Origin of the sequence: Niallia sp. M35 (assembly GCF_050971705.1) — a bacterium.
GTDB classification, from domain to species: domain Bacteria; phylum Bacillota; class Bacilli; order Bacillales; family Cytobacillaceae; genus Niallia; species Niallia circulans_A.
In genome coordinates this window covers 73,726-88,775 of sequence record NZ_JBPCEP010000007.1, presented here as the reverse complement: position 1 = coordinate 88,775, position 15,050 = coordinate 73,726, and the positions used below count along the sequence as shown (strand labels likewise).

Sequence of the window (15,050 nt, the reverse complement as noted above, 5' to 3'; positions counted from 1 at the left end):
TGGAAAAGAGGAATCCCAATGAAGCTCTCTAATAACACCATTCTTATTACAGGCGGAAATGCCGGAATTGGCTTAGCTTTTGCAGAACGATTCATCGACGCAGGAAATACGGTGGTTGTTTGTGGCCGCAGGGAAGAAGCACTTCAACAGGCAAAAGAAAAATATCCTAGCTTGATTACATATGTGAGCGATCTCTCTGTAGAAGCTGAACGTGTTAAATTATTTGAGTGGGTAACAGCGCACTATCCAGAAGTGAATGTATTAGTAAACAACGCAGGCATTCAACAACGGTTTAATGTGCTAAAAGCGGACGCGAAAAATGATTGGAGTTATTTCAACAAAGAAATTACAATCAATATGGAAGCTGCTATTCAAATGTCTATGCTATTTGCACCTTATTTTTCAGAAAAAGAAAATGCGGCCATCATTAACGTAACATCAGGCTTAGCCTTTACGCCGATGGTTATTGCACCCATTTATTCAGCAACCAAAGCAGCCATGCATTCATTCACTGTCAGCTTAAGACATCAGCTTTCCGACACTTCTATAGAAGTAATTGAAGTTGCCCCTCCAGCTGTAAATACAGATTTAGGCGGTGCCGGGTTACATACAGCAGGAGAGCCATTAAACGAGTTTGCCGATGGAATATTCCAAGGGTTAAAAGAAGGAAAGCTAGAAATTGGCTATGGCAGCTCCGTAGATCGTTTGCGGATGTCTCGTGATGAAGTGGATAAGCATGTGGAGAATATGTATGAGGCGATGAAGAAGATGATTGAGTAAAGAAAAAGTAAAAGAGTAGTGCCTTAGCCTACTCTTAGATTGTAGAGAAAATAGTATTTTTTCTACAATCCTAGTTCCTATTTTAGGAACTTTTTTTATTCGAATTTTAAATATCAGTTGTTTATAATGAAATTTACTAGAATCATGTTAAGTGACAACTGGTTCTTATATTAAATTTATAACTGAGAAAGAAAACTCGCCATAATTGGTGAGTTTTCTTTCTATCAACTTCTTGCCCTGTTATTATTCCATTTATAAAGGATACCGAAAAACTTTTCAAATAGCTTACTAGTTTTATGAACTATTTTAGTTCCACACTTTAATAATTATTTCATCCAAAATACTAAATATCACTTAATCAAAAGAAGCTACTTCTTCCCTTTTATTTCTTTACGATATTGATATGGACTTTTATTATAAATAGCCTTAAATACCCTATTAAAAGATTTTTCATTGGGAAAACCATGCTCTAATGCTATTTGTAAAATAGTGTGATCTGAATTCATTAAGTCACGATACGCTTTTTCTAGTCGAATTGCATTAATATAATGATGCACTGTCATCCCCATATGCTTTATAAAGAAACGGGATAAATATTCAGCTGACAAATCAAATTTTTCCGCAATTAAACCTATAGGTAGATTATGATTATAATTATTCTTAATGTAATTTGTAATTTTCATTAGTCTATCAAGATATTTATTTGTTTTTATTTCTCCCCTAATTTTCTTATTAGATGAAAAATTCTTTAATAATACATAAACTAAATCATAGATTAAGCCCGTTATTTTAATAGTCTCTAAGGGATTATGCTTTATATTTAAGTAAGCTTTTAATATCGCATCTAAATTTTCACGCAATTCATTAAAATATAATGATTTTTGTTCACTAGTTTCATTAATTGATATACAATCAAAAGAAACTTGATCTATATTGTTATAGATAGCTTTTATAAATTCATATGGAATGAATAAGGAAAGAGCTCTCCTATTTTCTCCTCGATCGAGGGAAAAAGCATGAATGGAATTCGAATTTATTAAAACAATATCTCCTTGTTTTGAACAATAAACAGAACCATCAATATAAATTTGTTCAATCTTTCCTGAGAGAACATACGACAATTCTATACTATCATGCCAATGACTTGGGACAAAACTAGGCTCATTTGACTTATGATAAATTATTTTGATTGGTAAATTATCATCGGTTTTGATAAATTCATATTTATACTCCATCTTAACACCCCGAAAGAATTATCAAAAAAGAGAAAAAACACACTCTCCTTTACATTATAATAAATATTAAAAAAACTCTCTTCTCTTTTTTCAATATATTATCTTCAATGAAACAGAGTAGCTATCTCATTACTATTTTTTCAAAAATTAAACTTATCTTAAACTGTTGTAAATGTATTCATAATAAATTGGACTGTTTCATTTATGAGATCTTCCGCTTGTGGAAAATCTCCAATCTTATCCATAAAAGCGTGTATCATACCATTGTACCGAATATATTCTACTGATGCCCCTTCCTCTTTCATAAGATTAAATAATTTCTCCCCTTGTATTCTTAGCGGGTCGAATTCGCCAATTAGGAATAATGTGCTAGGCATATCAGCTAATTGACTTGCGAATAACGGTGCAATAAAAGGAATATCTGGCTGAATATATGGTGCATACATCTTATCAACGTTGTCACACGAGGAGGCGAAATTCATAATATATTCACTAATAAGTGCTTTATCAGCCTTCATTCCCCACTTTTTTAAATCCCATAATTCTCCATTTATATCACTTCTTAAAACAGTTGCCGGATAAATAAGAACTTCCGCTTTTATAAAATTTGTTCCAAGCGCTCGATCTAATAATGATGTTGTAAAACTTAAATTCCCTCCTGCTGAATCACCTGCAATAGCTATTTTCCTAGGATCAATGCTTAATTCAGCAGCATTTTCGTAAACCCACTTGACAGCATGATAACAATCTAAAAGTCCGTTGGGATATGGTTTTTCTGGAGCCAAACTATAATCCACAGAGATGACTTTAATATCTGCTTTATCTGCTAGAGCTCTACATGGATTTTCAACATTATTTAGGGATCCTCCAAAGAATCCTCCACCATGAATAAAAATAAGCGCGGGCACTTTTTCCTTTAATGCTTTTTTCTGGTAAATCCTTACTTTAACATTGCTATCCGTCACCCTTTCTTCGATTTTTAATGGGAGTACAGCAATATCCTTTGTTGCTCTCCAGCCCATAGAATCACGGATTTCCTGTAGAGTTGGTTGGTGATTTATATTTTCATTCTCTTGTTGGAACATCTGAATTTCCTTTTTGGCATTAGGATCTAGAAATCCAGATTCCTCTTGTAATCCAGGTACATATTTCACAAAATATCCATCTTGCGCATGTTTATTTTTTAGTTCATCTAATGCTTCAGTATACTTCATAAATTTTCCTCTCCCATCCCTTTTGAATTTAGCCTATTTGCCTCTAATTGTATAAAATCACCAGTCAACTTTAAGCATTTCCTTCGAAACATTATTTATATGCTTAAATTAGATCTTCTCTCATTTAATTCACTAATCATTTGCTTTTCCTGTTTATCTAACTTGTAGAATAAAAGCAATAGAATGCTAATAAAAGATAGAATAGTCGGTGCCCATATAAAATTAATTTCAATTGCTCTTAAAGCAGAGGGAATTTGTTCTTGATTAGGAACATATTTTCCAACCGTTAAAATCCATGCTGAAAGAGCTCCACCAATTCCCATGCCAGCCTTAACACCAATAGCAGGGGTTGCAGACAAAAATCCTTGTGCACGGATACCTGATTTCCATTCACCATAATCAACAGTATCAGCATTCATAGCAAATGAAACCCCCATAGCAAAACCACCACCAATCGAACCGATAATTGTACCAATTATCAATATTGAAACCGAAAGAGTACTAGCCGCAAAATAAAGGATAAACTGACCAATAATTGTTAAAATCAAACCATATATCATCACATTTCTTTTACCCATTTTATTAGCAACCAAAGGCATTAAAAAATATGCAATAATATTTAATGAAGCTAATGCTAATATAATTCCAATTAAATCAGGTCTATTTAAGTTATAGGTTAAATAATAAACAGTTGTAGATGATTTCATTATTGATGAGATAAAGGTAAAGAAGCTAACAAAGAATAAAATGAACCAAGGAGTGTTTCCTTTCAAAGTCTTTAAAGCTAACTTAAATGGTACCACTTGGTCACTTCCTGTATTCCCCACCTTTTCTCTTACATTAAAAAAGGTAACGAGAAAAAGAATAATTCCGATAACAGCAAATAATGTCATCGTTAACATAAATCCTTTTTGTTGATTTCCATTACCAAATACCTGAACGAGAGGTAAAGTGCCAATACTAACTATCGTCGAACCTACAGTAGCTAAAACCATTCGAGTACTGACTAATATATTCCTTTCTTTTGGATCACTTGTTAGACTTGGCAAGATAGCTGTGATCGGGATATTGATAGCTGAATAGCAAATTCCTAATAGAATATACGTTATATAAGCATAAATCAATTTTCCAGAATCACTAAAATTAGGGGTCGTAAACGCCAAGATAGCCAAAATCCCAAAAGGTAGTGCAAACCAAAGGAAATAGGGTCTAACCTTCCCCCATTTCGTACTTGTTCTGTCAATTAAAATGCCAAAAATTGGTCCATCAATAGCATCAAGTATCCTGGCCACTAAAAATAAAGTTCCTACTGAAGCAACACTAAGACCAAATACATCAGTATAAAAAAACATTAAATAAGTTGTAATCATGGAATACACTAAATTTGAAGCAGTATCACTAAAGCCATAACTAATTCTCTCTTTCCACGTTGTCTGCTTAATTGGCATTCATAAACCTCTCCTTAAAATAGAAAATATACCATTTTATAAACGCTTACATTATTCATTTTAATCTAACCTAATACTAATAATCTCGTCATTTTTTAACTTAAACACAGTCGTTTTCTGACATTTTTTAATTCTTAAAAATAGATAACCGCTAACCCTATAAATATTTTCAAATTTCTTTCCTTTGCTTTAGTTTTCTTCATAAAAAAGGCACCTTCTATTTGAAGGTGCCTTTTTGCAGTAATCCTATTAATTATGCGTAATATGCTTAGGTGTATTCATCTTTACCGCTGATTTACGAACCAATATATAGTAAGACAAAAATGCTAGTAAGCTTGATGCGAAAATAATAACTCCCATCGGCACAGCGGTATGTTCTCCGCCGATTCCTACTAGTGGTGCTGTTAAAGAGCCTAATAAGAAAGGTAATAGTCCTAGTAAGGCAGATGCACTTCCCGCCATATGCCCTTTTGTTTCCATTGCCAATGAAAAAGACGAGGTTCCAATAATACTAATAGAGGTAACGAAAAGAAAAATAGGGATCGCTACCGCCACTAATGGTGCATGCACTAAAATAGCAATTACTAATAAAATCGATGCGGACATGGATAGAGCTAAACCACTCTTCAAGAATGTTTTCTCTGAAAATCTCGATAATCGTCCAACAATTTGCGTTCCGATAATTAAGCCAACCCCGTTTACTCCAAACAATAAACTAAATACTTGTGGGGAAACGCCATAAATATTTTGGTAGACAAAAGAAATACCAGAAACATAGGCAAAGATTCCTGCCGTTGTGAAACCTTGTGTAAAGGCATAGCCGGCAAATTCACGGTCTTTCAGTAAAGAACCGAAATTCGAGACTACTTTTTTAATATTGCTTGGTACACGTTTTTCCACTGGTAATGTTTCTTCCAATTTAAAAGCAACGACTAAAGTCAAAATAATTCCAACACAGGTTAATACAAGAAAAACTACTTTCCAACTCGCGAAAGAAAGAATAGCTCCGCCTATAATTGGTGCTACAATTGGACCAAGGTTTCCGATTAACATTAATGTTGCGAAAAACTTCGTCAGCTCTCTTCCACTATAAAGATCGCGAACGACTGCTCTTGAAATAACAAGGCCTCCTGCTGCTGCGAAGCCTTGGATAAAGCGAGCACCTATCAGCATATAAATATTTGGTGCGATTGCACATATTAACGAAGATAGTAAATATAAGCCAAGAAATGTAAGCAACGGTTTGCGACGTCCTTGGACATCACTCATTGGTCCAATAATTAACTGCCCGAAAGCAAGCCCTAACAAGCATGTTGTCAAACTAACTTGAACTAAGGATGCATTCGTATGAAACTGCTCTACAATAGTTGGAAATGCCGGCAGATATGTGTCTATTGTAAATGGACCTAATAGGGAAAGAGATCCCAATAGAAAAGCAATTTGTAATCGTTTCGTTTTGGTTAATGAATTCAACTTTTCATCGCCTTTCAATATGAAATATTTATTATTTATTTGAATAATGACCTGAAAAAAATGCTTCTTTCAAAGAAGGAAGCATACTTAAATATTGTATTATGAAACATGGAATATTTCACTAATTAAGCTCACTTTTTTAAAATAAGTATTTTTTATAATAAAGTACTGTCATTTATTCATATGAAGGATGGTGTATTTTATATCTAAAAATTATCTTCTTGCCCAATTTTTCAAATTGCTGTTTTCCGGTTTAAACGTAGATTATTTGCAGCTAAAATAGATAGCCATTTCATTTGCCTTTTCCATTCTTCTTGAGCTTGTAATATCGATATAGGATGGAATTTAATTGTATCACCAGGCTTTTTCTGAGCTACTAGGGGAATATCTGTGCCTATGACCATGCCGATTTTTGTATAACCACCAGACATTTGGCAATCTGCCATCAAGATAATGGGCTTACCATTTGCAGGGACTTGAATTGTTCCTGGTGCTGCAAATTCACTAAGTATATCTGCAGACTTCTTATGTACTAGCGGATCTCCATCAAGACGGTATCCCATTCGATCTGATTGATTGGTCACTTGATATAACCTTTTTACAAATAGCTCCTTTGACTCTCCTTCAAATTCCCTATTATGCGGTCCCCATACAAATCTAACCACATCATTTGAAAAATTCGGAATATAACAGTCAGGGATTCTCCGATTTTTTACTAGGTTCATCCACTTAGGATTAAACGGTCCTATTGGAATGTAATCATTGCTTTGAAGGGCTCTTCCTTCCATCCCTCCATATCTTCCGCGAATAAAAGTTGATTTACTTCCCATTACTTCTGGAACATCAATCCCGCCAAGGATAGCAAGATAGCTGCGACAGCCATTTTTCCCTTTTCCAAACTTCAAAACAGCTCCACCCTCGATATGGATCGCTTTCCACATAGGGATCGCTTTTCCATTTAATGTTGGTGATAAATCTGCCCCAGTAATCGCAATAATCCCTTCTCCTTCGAAAAGTATTTCTGGTCCTAATAATGTTATTTCTAAAGCAGCATAGTCAGGTGGATTGCCGACGATAATATTAGCTAGCTTCAAGGAAAGAGGGTCCATTGCACCAGAGACTGAAACACCAAATGACTGATAAGACGTTCTCCCCAAATCTTGGATGGTTGTTAATAAGCCTGGTTTTAAACACTTTATATATTCCATAATTGATCCCACTCTTTTTGTACTTGGCTGTTCCATTTATGGGCGACTTCAGCTGAAATAGGCTCATATTTAACATAATCTCCTGCCGTGATAAAGTTAGGAGGATTCTTTGTTTCATCAAAAATATCCATTGGTGTCCATCCAACTATATGCCATCCTCCTGGAGATTCGACTGTATAAATAGAAGTCATTTGGTTAGCGATAGCAACCGCACCTTTGGGGACTTTAACTCTTGGATTAGATTTTCTGGGAACAGCAATTCGTTCATCTAGATTCCCCATATATGGCAAGCCTGCAATAAATCCAATCATATAGACATAATAAGCATTTGAAGTTATTATTTCGACGATTTCCTCTTCACTAAAGCCCAATTTCTTTGCTAACTCAGATAAATCAAGACCATACTGTTCATCAAAAACGACTGGAATATGAACCATCCGTGATTCTTTCTCTCGCCCGCTAACTTCTGTAAAATCAATATGGATAAGCTTATCTTTTAATTGCTCAAAATTTATTAGTAGCGGATCATATAAAATCGAGAAATTGCACATACCTTTAACAATATCTTTAACACCTCGAATTTTTAAAGACTTGATCACCTCAGCAAAACGCTGCACTATTTGATTCTGTTCGATTGATAATATTTCCTCAAACTGGACGATTAAAATCTGTTCTCCCATTGGCAGAAATTCTATCTTTCTATTGGTTTTCGGGGGTATTAGTTCCAATGAACTCACCTCTTATCACTAAGCTTATATTCTAAATGGGACTCTCCTCATTTTCTCTTAACTTTATATGGGATATGATAAACTTCTATTTATTGTTTGTAAATACAACTGTGTTAATTTTTAAAATATTCAAATAAAGTAATAGCTAGATTGCTTATTTAAGTCTCTTTTCTCCGTTTACTCGACATTTGAGTATGTTAAATGGAAAATCATCTATTTCACTTGTGCTGCTTGCTTTTTTGTTTGTGCCTTTTTACTTTTACTTGCGCGACTCCCCATCCTTTTCTTGCGCTTCTACCTCTCTTACTTGCGACTCCCCATCCTTTCTAAAAAAAGAATGCGTACAAGAAATTCTTGCACGCATTGTAAACTATCTTTATTATTCGTTAGTTAAGTCTTCCCCGTTGGAAGCTATTACTTTTTTATACCAATGAAACGATTTTTTCTTTGCTCTATTTAAAGTGCCGTTTCCTTCATTATCGCGGTCTACGTAGATAAAACCATAGCGTTTTTTCATTTCGCCAGTTCCTGCTGATACCAAATCAATGCATCCCCAGCTTGTGTAGCCAAGCAGATCGACACCGTCTTCGTCGACTGCTTCTTTCATCGCTTGAATATGTGCAGCAAGATACTCAATGCGATAATCGTCTTCTACATATCCAAATTCATCTGGTGTATCGACTGCACCCAGACCATTTTCCACGATGAATAAAGGTTTTTGATAACGATCATATAAATCATTCATCGTGATACGTAAACCTAATGGATCAATCTGCCATCCCCATTCGCTAGATTGAAGATATGGATTTTTAACAGTAGGGAACAAATTGCCCGCCGTTTTTTCCACATTAGAGTCTTCAGCTACCGCAACACGAGAAGCATAATAAGAGAAAGAGATAAAATCAACTGTGTGATTTTTCAAGACTTCTAAATCTTCTGCGGTCATTTCTACCTCAATGCCTTTTCTCTCTAATTCTTTGAGTGCATAAGCAGGGTAGGCACCTTTTGATTGAACATCAATGAAAAAGTAATTTCCTCTATCCTTTTGCTTTCCTTCCCAAACATCTTCTGGTCGGCAGCTATAAGGATAGTAACTTGCAGCTGCCAGCATGCATCCTATCTTATTCTCTGGATCAATTTCATGGGCGATTCTTGTTGCTTCCGCACTTGCAACCAATTCATGATGGGCAGCTTGGTATTTTACTTGCTCCTCATTTTCTCCTTCTTCAAAACAAAGGCCTGCGCCAAGAAACGGAGCATGCAGGATCATATTAATTTCATTGAAAGTAAGCCAGTATTTAACAAGCCCTTTATAGCGAGTAAATAATACGGTACATAAACGTTTATAAAAATCAATCAGCTTTCGATTTCGCCATCCGCCATACTGCTCAATTAAATGCATCGGGCAATCAAAGTGAGTAATCGTCACTAACGGTTCGATTCCATATTTATGACATTCTTTAAATAGATCTTCATAAAACTGTAGTCCCTCTTCATTTGGCTCCGTTTCATCCCCTTTTGGAAAAATGCGGCTCCATGCAATCGATAATCGGTAAGTTTTAAAGCCCATTTCTCCGAACAAAGCAATATCTTCTTTATAACGATGATACATATCGATTGCTTCTTTTGCAGGATAAAAATAACCTTCCTCAAAAGAATACATCTTCTTTTTACCCGTAATAATACTTCTGCGATCAGGACCAGTTGGAATAACGTCCACATTTGCTAGACCTCTGCCACCTTCATTAAATCCGCCTTCACATTGATTCGCTGCGGTCGCACCGCCCCATAAAAAATCTTTTCTAAATCCCATTGTTTATCCCTCCTATTTCATTACTTTTATTACTTCTTCACCAAAGTGAATAGGACCTTCATTTGCAATTAGAATATCTCCTACTTCTGCTGAATTTGTAATAACAACAGGTGTAATTACCTTATATCCTTTTGCTTTGATTCCCTCTAAATCAAATTGAATCAATTTGTCTCCTATTTGAATTTCTTGTCCTTTCTCAACAAAATATTCATATCCTTCTCCATTCAATTGAACGGTATCAATCCCTACATGAATCAATAGCTCCACTCCGTCTTCACTAGTAATACCAATGGCGTGTTTTGATTCAAATATCGCACTAACTATTCCATTCACAGGGGAAAGCACAGTCCCTTCAGCTGGCTCAATGGCTACACCTTGTCCTAATATTTCCTCAGAAAACATTCCATCATCTACATGTTTTAAGCTGTGTAAATTTCCTTGCAGCGGAGATACGATTGTTGCACCACCGATACTCAAATTAGGAGTTTCCTTTGTTGTTGATTCATTAGCTTCCTCTTTTTCTTCTGCCACAGGGTCTTTGTATAAGATTAATGTCGCAATAAATGTGACAACAATACTAATAGCCGCGCCAATACATGCATAATAGAAGAAACTTAGTGTATTATCTCCAATATAACTAGGTAATGTTAATAGACCAGGTGAACCGCCAGAAAAGTTACGGACTCTACAAATACCCATGAATAGCCCGCCTGCTGCTCCACCAATCATAGCGGCATATAAAGGTGTCTTAAAGCGTAAGTTTACTCCATATAAAGCTGGTTCTGTAATACCAAACAAACCAGTTAGACCAGCAGAATAAGCTAATTGTTTAATTGAACTATCTTTTGACTTAACACCAACTCCAATAGCTGCAGCCCCTTGACTCACGTTCGATGCAAGCATACCTGGATAAATCACGGTATCATAACCAGTTGTCATACGATTGTTAATTCCAATTGGCACCAGACCGTAGTGCGTACCAGTTGCCACAAGTAATGGACTAAATGTACCAACCAATAATGGCACGATCCATGGACTTACAGATTCTAATGCAGTGATTCCGTTTGAGATCGCATCACTGATTAAATAACCGATTGGTCCTAATACTACTAAACTTGCTGTTCCCACTATAAAAATAGTAATCATTGGTTTACTAAAAAACTTAATCGCTTTCGGTGAAACCTTATCTGCAAGTGGTTCAATATAAGACATAAACCAAACGGAAAGAATAATCGGGATAACAGAAGAAGAATACGAAACGGCTGAAATTGGAAGTCCCATTAGTTTAATGGCTTCTCCGCCTTCTTTCGCAATATTAACCATTGCCACAAAGTTAGGATGCAGCAAGATTCCCCCTACCATCATCGCCAAAAATGGATTGGCTTTGAACTTTTGAGCAGATGAAACAGCTAGTAAAATAGGTAAAAAGTAGAAAGCTGCATCTGCCATGAAATTAATAATCTGATAACTTTGGCTTTCTGTTGTTAAAACTTTAAACACTACTAATATAGAAAGCACTGCTTTTAGCATCCCTGCCGCTGTAATTGCTGGCAGAATCGGAGTAAAGATTCCTGTAATCGTATCGATTACCTTTGCAAAAACAGAACGCTTATCTTCTTCCTGGCTTTTCGCTTCATCATTAGCAATATTGGTTTGTGTAATAATTTCTTTATACACATTTCCAACATCACTACCAATAATGACTTGGTATTGTCCACCTTTATTAACTACTCCCATTATTCCTGGCGTACTTTTCAATGTTTTTTCGTCTGGTTTCTGATCGTCCTTTAAATTAAATCGTAACCGTGTAGCACAGTGAGTTAAACTTTTAACATTTTCCTCACCACCAACTTTATCGATAATTACTTTAGCCAAATCTTGATAATTCATCTGGTTTGCCCTCCATTATTTTTATAAGCTAAAAAATATTTGTTGTAGTTGTAGTCTAAAAGGAATAAAAAAATACCTAAATGAAACCTCATAAACAGTAGAGGTTCATTTAGGTATAGCCTGCATTATCAGTAACAATCCTAATCACTGGTTATTCTTTTTATATGAATCGTCAGGTAGATTAACTCATCTTCTTCTAATTCTCTTCCAAATTCTTTCTTAATATACTCTCTAATTTTCAGCGCACAAGCATACTCATCTGTATACTTTTCCTTCAGCATGAAAATAAAACTAGACGTTCCGGCATCATCCAATTTAACACCACTAAACATTCGTTGAAAGAAAAATTTCAAGTGGGTGATAAATCGTTCATAATTAAGGGAATACTCGTCCAAATCAATTTTGAAGTGATACTTTACAATATTAAGGATATTCTGGATAACCTTTGCCATTTCCGATACTTTGCTTACTTGCCCCATATCAAGCTCTGCATTCACGATATGCAAAGCAATAAATCCAGCCTCATCTTCCGGTAAGTCAACACCGAGTCGATTTTTTACAATCGATAACGCTTCTTTCCCAATTAAGAATTCATGATTATAAAATCTTTTAATCTCCCAAAGAAGAGCATTCTTAATTTCCATACCATTCTCATAGCGCTCAATTGCATAACTGATATGATCGGTTAACGTTAAGAAGATGTTTTCGCTTAATTTTTTTCCAAGCGATACTTTTGCAAAGCTGATGATTTCATTTGCCACCTGAATATGTTCCAACGGGATAGAAGAAAGCATTTGGGTTAATTTATTGACGCTCCATTCCTTTGAACTGAGATACATATTCTCAATCTTCGATTCATCAATAGCATCACCAGCTTTTTTCTTAAAGCCAAGTCCTTTACCCATAATGACAACTTCTTGATCATCATCATTCCTAGACAATACAATATTATTATTAATTACTTTCCATACGTTCATAAGATAGTCCCTATTCTTTTATTTTCTTTCACTACAACAAAAAATAGGTATAGCCCACAATAAAGCGGTAACAATCCTTTAAAATCAGTCTATCATAGGTAATTTATACTGTCAATTTGATATTTTTTAAAATTTCGAGACAAGCTGTCTTTGTTTATTCCTAAAATAAAACGGAAAAACTATGTAAGCATTAAAATTTATCCAAAGTATTTGTTGCTATATAATGACACTAATACTTTTAAAAAAGGAGAAAATCATAGATGAATAACAAAGAGCTTTTATCTTCTTTTACCCTACCTAATGGTGTAACCCTTAAAAATCGAGTCGTTATGGCTCCCATGACTAATTTCTCTTCTAATCAAGATGGAACAGTCACAGCAGAAGAAGTCGATTATTATGCCCATCGATCTACTGGAGTTAGCATGGTTATTACTGCTTGTACAAATGTTACGCGTAATGGTCAAGGATTTCCTGGGGAATTTGCTGCCTATAGCGATGAATTTATTCCTAGCTTGACAAAATTAGCTTCTCGTATTAAAGAACAAGGCGCAAAAGCAGTTCTGCAAATTTTCCACGGTGGACGAATGTGCCCTCCTGACTTAGTAAATGGAGATGTCGTGAGTGCTAGTAATATTCCTGCTGAAGGAGAAGGAAATGCTACTCCAAGAGAATTATCAGAAGCTGAAGTCGAAGCTATTATCGATGCTTTCGGAGAAACAACTCGCCGTGCTATTGAAGCTGGTTATGATGGAGTAGAGATTCATGGAGCAAACGGATATCTTATTCAGCAATTTTTCTCTCCTCATTCTAACCGCCGCGAAGATCGCTTTGGTGGAAATCTTGAAAAACGAATGACTTTTCCTTTAGCCATTATTGATAAGGTTAAAAGTGTAGTCGCAAAACATGCTACCTCTCCTTTTATTGTTGGTTATCGTTTTTCTCCTGAGGAGCCTGAAACACCTGGAATTACCATGGGTGATACTCTTGCACTAGTGGATAAACTTGCTGATAAGGTCCTGGATTACTTACATGTTTCTCTTCAGGAATTCCATTCAACACCAAGAAGAGGAGTAGAGGATTTATCCAAAACACGCATTGACTATTTACTGGAAACTATCAATAATCGTGTACCGTTAATTGGCGTTGGCTCTATTTATACTGCAGAGGATGCTCAAAAAGCATTTCAAACAGGAGTATCTTTGCTGGCATTAGGTAGAGGCCTTATTATCGAACCTCATTGGGTTCAAAAGCTAGCGGAAGGAAAAGAAGATACCATTGTTACAACCCTAAATAAAGAAAAACAAAAAGAACTTGTCATTCCAGATCCACTCTGGAATGCAATTATCAATGCACCTGGCTGGTTCCCTGGTGTATAAAAAAGAATGCAGCTATATCAAAAGCACCTGCTAAGTAGGTGCTTTTGATGTCTATTTTTTGGAAATCAAAGGATGCATTTGCAACCGTTCTATGAGAAATATAATTTTAGGGACTTCTCCCCTAAAATGACAGGAATGTTTATTCAGTTAAAGTGGGAATATTATTTTCAAACTGATAGATTTTCAAAATGGTTTTCCTCCGCAGCCTCAAAATTCCGTCTCTAATTATTCCATAGATAAATCTTGGATTTTACTAACCTTGTTCTGAAAAATTATAAAGTTACGCAAAATACTTATTACCCGCTATTAAAATAATACCAGGTATACCTACTATTATTCTGCCCAGCATAAAATCAAAATAACTAAAAGCTGCGAATAAGAAGAGAAGAATCCCAATTGTGATGGGGAAGTTAAATTTCCATTCCGAGCGATCCTTCCACTTAAGCCTGTAATAAAAACAGAAAAAGCTACCAACAAGGAAATAAATTTCGATTATAGTCACTCCTAAGGCCTGAAGCCAACCACCATCCTCTCTTTTCAGCTAGTTAGATCAAAGATAAACAACTTCTTATTATCCCTATATGGAATATACTACCACATCATAAAGGATAATAATTAGATGAATTTTCGAAAACCTGCAGTCCTTTTCCTTATATAAAACGAGGGTGGGACAAAAGAATTTTACATAAAGAAAAAGCCAAACTATAATACAATAAACATCGTAATAGTTCGGTTTTTTCTTTTCGCTGATTTATCTTTTTTATAGCTAAAAAACAAGTTCGTTCCATTGCGCTCCAGTCACTCGCTTTCCGCGGGGAGGAAGCTGAGCCTCCTCACTGCGCTGCGGGGTCTCAGCCTTTCCTCTATTTCCCGCAGGAGTCGAGTGTCTTCCACTCCATTTCACTAAC

General features: G+C 35.5%; 11 protein-coding genes. 2 read left to right on the top strand and 9 right to left on the bottom strand.

From position 1 onward, the window contains the following. Positions 1-18: 18 nt before the first annotated feature. The gene (locus NiCM35_RS10875) at positions 19-780 is read left to right on the top strand and encodes an SDR family oxidoreductase (RefSeq protein WP_095334144.1); all 762 of its coding nucleotides are present in this window, start codon (positions 19-21) and stop codon (positions 778-780) included. 368 nt (positions 781-1,148) lie between these two features. On the opposite strand, the gene NiCM35_RS10870 is transcribed toward NiCM35_RS10875, so the two are convergent. The 9 genes from NiCM35_RS10870 to licT all read right to left on the bottom strand — a co-directional run bounded on the left by NiCM35_RS10870 (position 1,149) and on the right by licT (position 12,766). Further along, entirely contained in the window at positions 1,149-2,015 is an 867-nt protein-coding gene (locus tag NiCM35_RS10870) for an AraC family transcriptional regulator (RefSeq protein ID WP_123258989.1), read from the bottom strand. Between the two features lie 158 nt (positions 2,016-2,173). Next, positions 2,174-3,229, bottom strand: coding sequence for an alpha/beta hydrolase (locus NiCM35_RS10865; RefSeq protein ID WP_123258988.1), 1,056 nt, complete (start codon positions 3,227-3,229; stop codon positions 2,174-2,176). A gap of 95 nt (positions 3,230-3,324) precedes the next feature. Further along, positions 3,325-4,677: a glycoside-pentoside-hexuronide (GPH):cation symporter gene (locus NiCM35_RS10860; protein WP_123258987.1), complete on the bottom strand. Its 1,353-nt coding sequence runs from the start codon at positions 4,675-4,677 to the stop codon at positions 3,325-3,327. 249 nt (positions 4,678-4,926) lie between these two features. Then, positions 4,927-6,150, bottom strand: coding sequence for a Bcr/CflA family multidrug efflux MFS transporter (locus NiCM35_RS10855; protein ID WP_095334152.1), 1,224 nt, complete (start codon positions 6,148-6,150; stop codon positions 4,927-4,929). 233 nt (positions 6,151-6,383) lie between these two features. After that, complete coding sequence (locus NiCM35_RS10850) at positions 6,384-7,358, bottom strand: 5-oxoprolinase subunit C family protein (RefSeq protein WP_433779474.1); 975 nt, start codon at positions 7,356-7,358, stop codon at positions 6,384-6,386. Then, positions 7,346-8,086, bottom strand: a complete 741-nt coding sequence (gene pxpB / locus NiCM35_RS10845) for a 5-oxoprolinase subunit PxpB (protein ID WP_235973172.1) — start codon at positions 8,084-8,086, stop codon at positions 7,346-7,348. The genes NiCM35_RS10850 and pxpB overlap by 13 nt, the downstream gene beginning before the upstream one ends. A gap of 379 nt (positions 8,087-8,465) precedes the next feature. Further along, complete coding sequence (locus tag NiCM35_RS10840; protein ID WP_095334156.1) at positions 8,466-9,899, bottom strand: 6-phospho-beta-glucosidase; 1,434 nt, start codon at positions 9,897-9,899, stop codon at positions 8,466-8,468. A 12-nt stretch (positions 9,900-9,911) separates the two neighbouring features. Next, positions 9,912-11,789 carry a beta-glucoside-specific PTS transporter subunit IIABC gene (locus tag NiCM35_RS10835; RefSeq protein WP_163188462.1) on the bottom strand — a complete coding sequence of 626 codons (1,878 nt, stop codon included), beginning with the start codon at positions 11,787-11,789 and terminating at the stop codon, positions 9,912-9,914. A 140-nt stretch (positions 11,790-11,929) separates the two neighbouring features. Further along, positions 11,930-12,766 (bottom strand): BglG family transcription antiterminator LicT, encoded by an 837-nt coding sequence (gene licT, locus NiCM35_RS10830; protein ID WP_095334160.1) that lies wholly within the window; start codon positions 12,764-12,766, stop codon positions 11,930-11,932. A gap of 260 nt (positions 12,767-13,026) precedes the next feature. Here licT and NiCM35_RS10825 point away from each other — a divergent pair, with 260 nt between their 5' ends. Beyond that, a complete protein-coding gene (locus NiCM35_RS10825; RefSeq protein WP_433779471.1) occupies positions 13,027-14,142 on the top strand; it encodes an NADH-dependent flavin oxidoreductase in 1,116 nt (371 codons plus the stop codon). The last annotated feature ends 908 nt before the right edge of the window (positions 14,143-15,050 follow it).